We start from the raw sequence: 11,522 nt of genomic DNA on the forward strand, positions 1-11,522 counted from the left end.
CAATCAACTTATATACATGACCTATGTTTTAACAAACGTCACCCCAAACTTTTGATGATGAATTCTTCTTTGAAGAATAATGTTTTAATACTAGTAGAAAATATGTGAATACCCGAATTGAAAATCAATCAATTATGCCTCGGCATAATTACATCCGGAATCGGCTTACCAATACGATGTTGGTCCCAGGCGTTTTCATAGGATGTGATGTTCTTAGCCTGAGTTCCTCTATTTCAGCTGGTGTTTAGACACCTGTAGCTGTAGCTGCCGCTTCGCTTTCGCTACAAAAAACACTCGCTGAAAGAAGTTAAAAAAGCTACCTTTTAAGTATATTCCCACTTTTAAAGAAGCTAAGTACATTCACCCTTGAATCATTTTCAAATGAATCGAATATTCTGCTATGATGCTTCCATACATTGATTCACAAGCGAAATTCCTCCATTAAAGTTGATTACTATATCAAAAACATTTCGAATTCCGCAAAAAATTGAGCAAACATCTTCACATTTTTTAGTTCTAGCTATAAAATAGGAATATAACACTTTCCTATAGGAAACTTTATTTCACCCGTGATACTTTTTGAAATGAGGGAACAACATGGTTTACAAACGAATGACAAAATCGTCTGCTGAGGCGGTTTTAGATGGAGATATAACAGGCTGGCGACGCATTTTACCGTTTCTTGGTCCAGCCTTCATCGCTGCGGTTGCCTATATTGATCCAGGCAACTTCGCAACGAATATTACAGCAGGTTCACAATATGGCTATTTATTACTTTGGGTAATCGCCTTTTCCAATTTAATGGCCGTATTAATTCAATCTTTGTCTGCAAAGCTTGGCATTGCAACTGGCAAAAATTTACCCGAAGTAGCACGTGAACATTTTTCTAAAAAGACTTCTATCTTTTTATGGATTCAAGCTGAATTGGTCATTATTGCAACAGATCTTGCAGAATTTATTGGTGCGGCATTAGGGCTGTACTTGTTGTTCAATATTCCAATGCTGCCTGCAGCGCTGATAACAGCGGTCGGTTCATTTGCTATTTTAGAATTACAGCGCAGAGGCTTTAGAGCGTTTGAAGCAGGTATTTCTGGCATGGTGCTTATTGTCGTATTAGCATTTGCATTCCAAACATTTTTAGCACAACCAAATTGGGGCGAAGTAACAATGGGCATGTTTTCACCGCGCTTTGAGGGTGTAGATTCTATTTTACTTGCAACAGGTATTTTAGGGGCAACTGTCATGCCACATGCTATTTACTTGCATTCTTCATTAACCCAAAATCGTATCGTTGGCCGAAATGATGAAGAAAAGAAACGGATTTTCCGTTTTGAGTTTATTGATATCATCATCGCGATGATTATTGCTGGTGCCATCAATATGAGTATGCTTGTTATTGCTGCGGCAGTATTCCATACACAAGGCGTAGTAGTTGAAGATTTAGATATCGCTTATAACGGATTAAAAGAGGCGCTTGGTCCGATGGCGGCTGTATCCTTTGGTCTTGGCCTTCTCATTGCAGGTCTTGCTAGTTCTTCAGTTGGTACACTTGCAGGTGACGTTGTGATGCAGGGCTTTATTAGAAAGAAAATACCGCTTTATTTACGTCGAGCTATTACAATGTTACCACCTTTGGTTATCATTGCATCTGGTGTGAATGCGACTTATGCGCTTGTCCTAAGTCAGGTTATTTTATCCTTTGGTATCGCATTTGCTCTTGTACCACTTGTAATGTTTACAAGTAAGCGTGATGTCATGGGAAGCCTAGTCAATCGTCGTATTACAACTATATTAGGATGGATTGTCGTGGTCATTGTCGTTGCTTTAAATCTTTATTTATTATGGCAAACAATATTTGGTTAAAAAAAATGCCAGACACAAAACCTTTAACTTTGGTTTTGTGTCTGGCATTTAAGTTTTGGCTGTTTTCTCAAAGATTGTTGCTATAAAGAAAAGTTGGGCTATACAACAATCGCGCCCGATTGTTTAATACATTGCATCCTTATAAAACAGAACGTTATAAATCTGCTACTTTTTAAATGCAACAATATACCAAACGATATTGGCAATTAGTGACATAACGCAAAGAACGATCACATATAGAAAATCAGAAACATTATAAGTAACCGTTCCCATTACAAATGCCAGTACAATTATTGAAAGTGATATAAGTAACCCTACTCCGCAAAAAACTGCCATAACATATTTCATTCCTTTAACTCCTACCCAATACAAAATTAAAGACAGAATATAAAAGACAAGAAACATTATAATATTCAGCCACATACCTAAAGAATTGAATCCACCAGGATCCGGAAGGGGAGTTAGCGAAACTGCAATCATTATAAAACAGAAAAGTAGCCCCGAAATTATGGTCATTAAGATAACACCATTTCTCATTCTACAACCTCCATAAGAATAATTTTTGGTAAGTTCACTTTACATATAGCACCTCAACAATCTGGCCCGATTGTTGAATAACACTATTTAACCAAAACAACAAAGTTTACGAAAACAGCCTAAGTTTTAAAGCGCTATTTTCTTATCCCTAAATATCTATCTGCTCAATGTTTCGAAATGATAAGTAGGCCACGCTTATACCGATAATAGCTAAAGTGATAGGTATGAAAATAATATCATACAAGGTGAAATTACCCGAATTTGATGATACGACCGATACAATTAATATCGATGATACAATCGTTGCCGGAATGGAGTATTTTCTCATACCAAAATACAACGGTATTAATGCGATGCATGATGCTGAAATTGCATTCATAATCACAACGGGAATTCGTTGTATTATGAATGAGAGCGTTACTGTATCCGGAAGCAATTGGAAAACCTCGCTAACAGCACAAAAAATCGCTGTGACAAAAATAGTCGATAAAATAATTGCACTAAAGGTAAAAAGAAAAACAATGGCTAGCTTTGAAGCAATTAGTTTTTTTCTATTGATCGGGTACATAAATGCTACAGTGATCGTTTTATATTTAAATTCTCCGATAATAAACTTGGCGATTAACACACTAGCAAAAATAATAAATACTGCTCTTACACCTGAATCTATAAGGCCAAATGCCCTCTGATAAGTTCTAAAATCTTGATCCCCTTCTATTTTAGTGATAAATAAAAGCATAAATATAATAGCTAATATCACAAAATTTGCGAAAACAGCTCGTTTTATATATAAACCAATATGATATTTTTTCATTTCTAGCCGCATTAAATTAAGCACTAGCGACACCTCCATTGATTAGCTTCAAGAAATAATCCTCTAATGAGCTTGTTTTTTTGCTAATGCCCTCAATTTCAATATCATGCTCAATTAATGTTTTAGTTAGCACCTTTTGTGAAGCTGTCGATTCATAAATTCGAATACAATTGTCATCCATTAGTTTGAAATTAGTAATATTTAATTTACTTTCTAAAATAAAGGCAGCCTTTTTCCCATCACTAACAATCATTTCAATATGATCTGCTTGACTGCGATTGACAGCGTCCATTGATACTTCCTTAATTAACCTTCCACCCTTAATAACTCCGACTGTATCTGCCAATTGTTCAATTTCACCCAAAATGTGGCTAGAGATTATAATTGTAATTCCATACTCTTTACAAAGCATCTTGAATAGCTCTCGTAGTTCTTTAATGCCAACCGGATCTAAACCATTAATAGGTTCGTCTAAAATAAGTAATTCCGGCTTCGTAATAATTGCACGTGCAATACCCAATCGTTGTTTCATCCCAAGAGAAAAGTCTTTAACACGCTTATTCTCCGTATTTGTTAGTTTTACTAAATCTAGAACATGCGTAATCTCTTTCTTGTCATAATAGCCCATATATTCGCAATGTAATTCTAAAGTTTCCAGTGCTGTTAAATCTTCATAAAAAATCGGATATTCAATAATTGTCCCCATCCTTTTCAGCACTTCGTATGAGCGATCATTTAATTTCTCACCAAAGATTTCAATATCTCCACTCGTTGGCTTCGTAAGGTTTGTTAGCATTTTCATGACTGTCGTTTTACCGGCACCATTAGGACCTAAAAAACCGTAGATCTCTCCTTTTTTCACATGCATAGTAACAGCAGAAACGACTTCTTTCCCCTCATATACTTTCGTAAGCTGATTTGTTTTCACAATATATGTCATGTAGATCTCTCCCTTAAATTTAGCTATCCTTATTATAAAAAATGAAACTCTCTAATTTATTACTTGATTCTTACAAATTTCTTAAGTGCATAAGAAAAGCTTGTAAAGCCATTCAAATGCTCTACAAGCATGACTGCTCAGTATGTCATTCGTTTTAAAGAAACTGTAAAAATAGTCTTCTCATATTGGATACTGGAAAGTTGGATGGAGCCCTCCATTAATTCTACAAGACGCTTTGTAATCGTTAAGCCAAGACCACTACCTTGGAAGGATTTATTTCTAGAATCCTCAAGCGTATACATTCTTTCAAAAACATTATCAATATGATATTCGTCAATCCCTTTACCACGATCCCATACATCGATAAAAATATTAGCATCATCATTTCTTACTGTAAGCCCAATGATGTTTCCTGCCGCCCCATAGGCAATTGCATTTGACAATAAATTATTCAGAACCCTATCTAACGCTTCTTCATTGCCGAGTGCATACATGGACATCTCTGGTATTGCTATATCAATCTCTAATCCCATCGACGTGATCATATCGTAAAATGATAAAATGTTTTTCCGGCAAATTTCACTTACATTAATTTTCGTCATTGGATAATCTGTATCTCCAGCTTCCAATTTTGCCAGATCAAAAAATGTATGGATTATTTTTAATACTTCCAATGTTTTCGAATGAACGCCAGTGAGTAACCGTTGCCGCTCCTCGTCACTAAGTGATTGTTTAAGCTGCAGCATTTCCGTATAACCTAGCACAACCGTTAAAGGTGTTTTAAGATCATGTGAAATATTGGCCAACATCTTTTTCATGGAGCCTTCCATTTTCCGATGTGTTGCTTGCACTTTTTGATTGTGGTCTAACAATGCATTCATCGCGATTAGTAACTGCTGTAATTCTTGATTAGCTGTCGATACTAAAATCTTTTCGCTCGATTGTTCATCAATGATTGCTTGCAGTTTTTGATGCATGTATTGAATAGTAGTGTCTTGTTGTTTTTTTGCTCTCACCTGAAAAATAATAATTCCTACGAGTAATACAATAATCAGTAATAGAAATATAATCATGGAGTTTACCCTTCAAATTTATAGCCAATTCCCCAAAGTGTTTTAATATACTTAGGATTGGACGGATCGTCTTCAATTTTTTCACGTAATCTTCTTATATGTACATTAATAATATTTTCATCCCCATAGTAAGCATCATTCCAAATCAATTGATAAATTTGCTGCTTTGTAAAAACGCGATTACGATTTGTCACGAATAACGTTAAAATGGCAAATTCCTTTGACGTGAGCTTTACATTTTGTCCATTCTTATCAACTGAAAAATTAACAAGGTCTATCGATAAGTTGTCTATCTCTACTAGATCTTTCTTATCCTCTACTTGACTGGAGTATTTTGTAGCTCTTCTAATCGCGGCTTTAACACGTGCCGAAAATTCCAGCATCGAAAACGGCTTGGCAATATAATCATCTGCCCCTAATCCTAAACCTAACGCTTTATCAACATCACTATCCTTGGCTGACATAATGATAATTGGAAGCGATACTTGCTCTCGTATAATCTTTAAAACTTCTAATCCATTCAGCTTCGGTATCATAATATCCAAGATCACTAAATCAAAAGGATTGTTTAAACAATAGTGTAAGGCTTCTTCTCCATTTACTGCAGTGGTGACAAGGAACCCCTCCATTGTTAAATAGCTTTCCACCATTTCACGAATGGCTTCGTCATCTTCTACTAGTAAAATATGCTTTTGCATGTTCATGCACCTCTTTCCAACATAAAGTGTCTATATATGACTTTCCATTTATATGGATCATTACCACAACGAGGGTTGATTTCCGTTCCGGCTGGGCGCTTTCCTGGGGGCGTCGGGGCAACAGGATGTTGGTCACGAAGGCTTTATCACAGGACGTGATGCTTTTAGCCTTCGTTCCCCTCCCGCTTCACTCGCTGGGCTCGCTCCAGGGTCTCGGGCCAACAGATGTTTTCTGCGCGAAAGCGTAGTGCAAACGTAGCGGCAGCAGCACCGATGTTGGTCACGAAGGCGTTATCACAGGATGTGATGCTTTTAGCCTTCGTTCCTCTATTGCTGATCCCCAAGGAGTCGCCCTGCCTCCACTCCAATCAACTTATATACATGGTATACGATTCGACAAATGTCATCCCCAAAATTTGGTGATTATTCATTTCTATAACAGTTTACCATATTAAGATTGTGCACCAAAAGTGAGGATCGATTTGCAAAAACTAAGTCCCTTTTTTTCCAGTAGTCTTATCTGAAGACCCAAAAAACCAAATTTGTAACATTAAGGGATGGACTGATATATTCTTCTTAATAACTTAAAATTAATTTAGAAAGAACCGTGAAAATGGCATTTTCAGGATTTACTTTTATTCGGGTGCTCTACTCTGGATAGTGAGTATTTATTTGGGGATATCCGGAATTAGATCAAAACAAGCAGGTATTACACATATTTAGGTTTGCTCATCATTTTGCTCATTCTTGTAATCTACGGATCAGTGATTGCTATTATGGGGATACGGGGTTTTGGAGCTTAAAAGATGTTCACTGGCAGTATTTTCTCTGACAAGATTGTAAGTTTGGTGTTACAAATTCATTTTTCAACTAAAAAAACTGCCCTGCAAGTCATTTTTTATGACTCACAGGACAGTTTTATTATTCATTATCGACTTTTAAATCACATTGCTCGAGTGGAAGCATCTTTGTTTTATGCTTGATTTTATAGCCAAGCCATAACAGCAAGAACAGTGGAATACCGATATACGAGACAAGGACTCCGTACCAATCTACTGTATCCCCCGTAAAGGCATTGTAGTTTTGTCCAATAACAACAATCATACAAACCGTAAAGGCAAATAGCGGGCCGAATGGGAATAGCCTTGCTCTATACGGCAACAATTTCGGATCTAAGCCCTGTACCTCGAACGCTCGACGGAAACGGTAATGGCTAAATGCAATTCCTAGCCAGGCAATAAAGCCAGACATCCCAGAGGCATTTAGAAGCCACATGTAGACCACACCATCACCAAAGAATGAAGCTAAAAATGCTAGGGAGCCTACAGCTAAAGTCGCCATTAATGCGTAAATCGGAATACCTCGACGGCTTAGTTTAGCGAAAAATTTCGGTGCATGTCCATCTATCGCTAATTGCCAAAGCATACGAGAAGATGCGTACAGCCCTGAATTCCCCGCTGACAGCATTGCCGTTAGAATGATAGCATTCATCAATGATGCAGCAAAGGCAATTCCTAAACGGTCGAACACCAGTGTAAATGGTGAAACAGCGATATCTTCAGATAGCAAACGTGCGTCTGTAAATGGAATCAGCAGCCCAATTGCACCAATCGCTAAAATATAGAATAAAAGAATTCGCCAGAAAACAGACTTAACAGCTTTCGGAATATTTTTACCAGGATCATCTGTTTCACCTGCTGTTATTCCAAGTAGCTCTGTCCCTTGGAACGAGAATCCCGCAGCTAAGAAAATACCAAATGTAGCAAGGAATCCACCATGGAATGGTCCATCACTGATAAAGAAATTCGTAAAGCCTACCGGAGCGTTTCCTCCTAAAATACCAAAAATCATTAAGAAACTGATGATAATAAAAATGATTACAGTTACAACCTTTATCATGGCAAACCAATATTCACTTTCACCATAGCTTTTTACCGATAATAGATTGAACGATAAAACGACAGCAATAAATAAAACAGTCCAAAGTGCTGATGAGCTATCTGGGAACCAATATTTCATAATTAATGATACAGCAGAAATTTCTGCCGCAATTGTAATTGCCCAGTTGTACCAATAGTTCCAACCAAGTGCAAAGCCTAGAGCTGGATCCACAAATTTTGTAGCATACGTACTAAACGAACCCGATGATGGCATATAGGCTGCCATTTCGCCTAAGCTCGTCATTAAAAAATACACCATGATACCGATTAATGCATAAGCAAGAAGTGCACCACCAGGGCCTGCTTGTGCAATGGCACCACCACTAGCTAAAAACAATCCTGTACCGATTGTACCGCCTAATGAAATCATTGTAATATGACGGCTTTTTAATTCTTTTTTCAGCTTTGGCGCTTTATGGCCAAGCTGATTGACTTTTATCTCACTCACAATATAGCATCCTTCCTTTAAGAGGCAAAAAAATGCCATCACATGAACGGCAGTGATGGCTAAATAAATCCTCTGTTCTTTCAAAATGATAGCTCAACACGTTGTTCAAACGTGACAGTTCTGTTCCTTTCGGAGACAGCCCCAGCATGAGGTTTTCAAGTCCCCTCACACTTCGGCAGTATTTCCTTTCAACTAATATCTCAAATGCTTGTCATTTCCATTAGCATACTCTTAAATACCGCGACCTCTACCTCAATATAAACATGAGGCATATTATTAAATTTATGATGTGTTTTATTTTAACATACGACCTATGACATTTCAATAACTCAAGAAATATTCTATATTTTGTGAATTTTCCACTATTTTTATTATTGTGATAAAGTGGTATAGTGGTTCAATCATAATTGTTCTAACAGGGGGGATTTATTTGACTACTCATGAACATACCGATACTTATCCTAGCAGGAAAATTAACTGGAAAGGTACAACCTTATTACTAGTTATCGGCGTAATTTGTATTGCCTCGACATTACGGATGCCGCTAACAGTTGTTGGACCTATTATTTCCTTTATCCGTGAAGACCTCGGCATATCCTATGTACTAGCAGGCTTTCTAACAACAATCCCATTGCTAGCATTTGCAATCATCTCACCTTTCGCACCAATTGTCGCACGTAAATTCGGGCTAGAATTAACATTATTTTTATCAACTATTCTTTTAGGGCTAGGGATTGTACTACGCTCCCTCGGCACAACTAGTTTGCTCGTATTTGGTACTGCACTAATTGGTATAGCCATTTCATTCGGTAACGTACTTATTCCAGGATTACTTAAATTGAAGTTTCCCTATCACGTAGGTTTACTTATGGCCTTTTTCACAATGTCGATGAATTTGACAGCTGGTCTCGGTGCTGGCATTAGCTATCCTGTTGCTCATTCATCAATTGGCTGGCAAGGTGCACTGGCAGTCGCTCTTGTTCTTGTGGCGTTAACCATTTTAATTTGGATTCCACAGTTGAAATTTAATAAGCCTGAGCCTAATGTTAGAACTACGAAAGAACGTACACCTTTATGGAAATCACCTGTTACTTGGGCAGTAGCGGGAGCTATGGGATTTCAGTCATTATTATTCTATACAACCGCGGCTTGGATTCCAGAAATATATATAGCACAAGGATTAGCTGCAGATCGTGCAGGATGGATGTTTTCCATCATGCAATTTTCACAAGTCCCAATGGCTTTAGCTGTGCCTATTATCGCTAGTAAAATGACATCTCAACGACCTCTCGTATTAATGTTTACGGCATTTTACTTAATTGGCTTTATCGGACTAGTAATGGAATGGACAAGCCTCGCTATACTGTGGATGGTGCTACTAGGCTTAGCCGGTGGAGCCTCATTCTCATTAGCGATGATGTTCTTTACATTACGTACCCGTACCGCTTTTGAGGCAGCTGATTTATCAGGGTTTGCACAATCACTAGGCTATTTATTAGCCGCAATTGGTCCAATCTTATTTGGTTATTTACATGATTTATTCGGTGATTGGAGTACCACTGGTTGGTTATTTGTTGTCGTAGTATTGATACTCTTCTTATGTTCATTTAGGGCTTCTAAAAACGAATATGTGAATTAAAAAGGCAGCTCATAATCTTATTTCAGCGAGTGTTTGGACACCCGCTAAAATAAGTTAAAATGAGCTGCCTTTCTCTATTAGTAGAATGGTTTCTGATAAAAATAGTTCGGTGTATTGTAAACATTAACATAAGGCTTATGGTAAATATGAGTTGTAGCTGGTGAAAGCGGTGGAATCAACCATGTCCAATTGCCTGTGACCTCACGATTTGCTGCTGCTTCTGTTTCCTCAAACAATTTAAATTGCTGTGCAGCTGTATGATGATCTACAATGCTCACACCATCTTCTTTAAAGGAATGTAGAACGGCCATATTCAGCTCAACTAATGCTCGATCACGCCATAGAGAAGCCTGTTTGCTTGTATCAAGGTTGAAAATTTCTGCTATAGCGGGCAGCATATTATAACGCTCATGATCTGCTAAATTACGTGCCCCGATTTCTGTACCCATATACCAACCATTGAATGGAGCTGCCTCAAAGTCGATGCCTGCCAGTTGGAAGCGCATGCTCGAAATAATCGGCACTGCATACCATTTTAATCCTAACTTCTCGACTTGAGAAGATTCTGGATGACGAATCGGTACTTCTAATACATATTCGTCAGGGATTTTAAACACTTGTGGCTCTCTACCATCCACCTGTACAACAAGAGGAAGCACATCAAATGCTGTTCTCTCACCTTGCCAGCCAAGTGATTCACATACTTTTGTAAACTCTACGGAATGCGGATCACCAACAATTCCAGATTCCGTTTCATAGCCAGCATAGCGGATTAGCTGATGATTCCATATGCGAACTCTCCCTGGTGCAAAAACCGTTATTGTTGGACGAATTTTCCCATCATTTGTTGCATATTGAATATGTTTAAGCAAAGCGTTGAAGATATCCTCTTCATTTGAAAGATCACGGGCATCTACAACATGCAGCGATTGCCAAAACAAACGACCAATACACTTATTACTATTACGCCAGGCCACTCGTGCACCAAAAATTAATTCTTCCGTTGTCGGTATATATTCTCCAGCAGTTTTAATATGCTGTAATTTATTTTCTAGCCATGTTTTCGACTCGTTTTGTTCTACTTGATAAAGTTCTAAAAATCGTTGTACTTCATGTAAATTCATATCGAACTCCTCCATCTACCCTCATATTAGAGGAATGGAGCTATTATCACCACGAAAAAATCCGCCTGAAAACATACATATTTTATATATGAAATACTTTGTTCAATATTTCTTATTATATTTGGGATTAGGGAAAAGATAAATACCTTCCCTTCAAGTAGCTATTATGAAAATTTCTGGGGATTATAGAGGACAAAACCTTTTTGTATGTAGAAATTAGTTATACAAAAGACATCTTCAGTTGCATAGCCAATTTTGTTTAGCATGATTAAACCCTTCGCAATACTTAGGAATAGACGTTATTACACGTCCATTAGAAATAAAACTTCCTTAACGAAGGGTGATCCTTTTGGTTCTAAGTCAAATATTGGGGTGGTGCAATCTTTTAGCACATTAACCCAGATGAACCCCGATTTCTTTATACTTTAAATTTAATAAGATTTTTG

9 protein-coding genes and 1 riboswitch are annotated in these 11,522 nt (G+C 37.5%); of the genes, 2 read left to right on the forward strand and 7 right to left on the reverse strand.

The window, feature by feature from the left end; genetic code table 11:
- Positions 1–597 precede the first annotated feature (597 nt).
- On the forward strand, positions 598–1,863 hold the full coding sequence (locus tag ACQKN2_RS11875; RefSeq protein WP_427415157.1) for an Nramp family divalent metal transporter: 1,266 nt from the start codon (positions 598–600) through the stop codon (positions 1,861–1,863).
- Positions 1,864–2,028: 165 nt separating this feature from the next.
- On the opposite strand, the gene ACQKN2_RS11880 is transcribed toward ACQKN2_RS11875, so the two are convergent.
- The 6 genes from ACQKN2_RS11880 to ACQKN2_RS11905 form a co-directional block, all read right to left on the reverse strand.
- The gene (locus ACQKN2_RS11880) at positions 2,029–2,400 is read right to left on the reverse strand and encodes a DUF5391 family protein (RefSeq protein ID WP_427415158.1); all 372 of its coding nucleotides are present in this window, start codon (positions 2,398–2,400) and stop codon (positions 2,029–2,031) included.
- 148 nt (positions 2,401–2,548) lie between these two features.
- Positions 2,549–3,238 (reverse strand): ABC transporter permease, encoded by a 690-nt coding sequence (locus ACQKN2_RS11885; protein WP_427415159.1) that lies wholly within the window; start codon positions 3,236–3,238, stop codon positions 2,549–2,551.
- Positions 3,231–4,154, reverse strand: coding sequence for an ABC transporter ATP-binding protein (locus ACQKN2_RS11890; RefSeq protein WP_427415160.1), 924 nt, complete (start codon positions 4,152–4,154; stop codon positions 3,231–3,233). The genes ACQKN2_RS11885 and ACQKN2_RS11890 overlap by 8 nt, the downstream gene beginning before the upstream one ends.
- A gap of 137 nt (positions 4,155–4,291) precedes the next feature.
- Positions 4,292–5,227: a sensor histidine kinase gene (locus ACQKN2_RS11895; protein WP_427415161.1), complete on the reverse strand. Its 936-nt coding sequence runs from the start codon at positions 5,225–5,227 to the stop codon at positions 4,292–4,294.
- A gap of 5 nt (positions 5,228–5,232) precedes the next feature.
- Entirely contained in the window at positions 5,233–5,925 is a 693-nt protein-coding gene (locus ACQKN2_RS11900) for a response regulator transcription factor (protein ID WP_427415162.1), read from the reverse strand.
- Positions 5,926–6,846: 921 nt separating this feature from the next.
- A complete protein-coding gene (locus ACQKN2_RS11905) occupies positions 6,847–8,313 on the reverse strand; it encodes an amino acid permease (RefSeq protein WP_427415163.1) in 1,467 nt (488 codons plus the stop codon).
- An 81-nt stretch (positions 8,314–8,394) separates the two neighbouring features.
- Positions 8,395–8,571, reverse strand: a riboswitch (Lysine riboswitch).
- A 172-nt stretch (positions 8,572–8,743) separates the two neighbouring features.
- Here ACQKN2_RS11905 and ACQKN2_RS11910 point away from each other — a divergent pair.
- Positions 8,744–9,952 carry a CynX/NimT family MFS transporter gene (locus tag ACQKN2_RS11910; RefSeq protein WP_427415164.1) on the forward strand — a complete coding sequence of 403 codons (1,209 nt, stop codon included), beginning with the start codon at positions 8,744–8,746 and terminating at the stop codon, positions 9,950–9,952.
- Between the two features lie 77 nt (positions 9,953–10,029).
- On the opposite strand, the gene ACQKN2_RS11915 is transcribed toward ACQKN2_RS11910, so the two are convergent.
- Positions 10,030–11,076, reverse strand: a complete 1,047-nt coding sequence (locus tag ACQKN2_RS11915) for a nitric oxide synthase oxygenase (RefSeq protein WP_427415165.1) — start codon at positions 11,074–11,076, stop codon at positions 10,030–10,032.
- Positions 11,077–11,522 lie beyond the last annotated feature (446 nt).

Origin of the sequence: Lysinibacillus sp. NPDC093688 (assembly GCF_050280145.1) — a bacterium.
In the GTDB taxonomy this organism is placed as follows: Bacteria; Bacillota; Bacilli; order Bacillales_A; family Planococcaceae; genus Lysinibacillus; species Lysinibacillus xylanilyticus_B.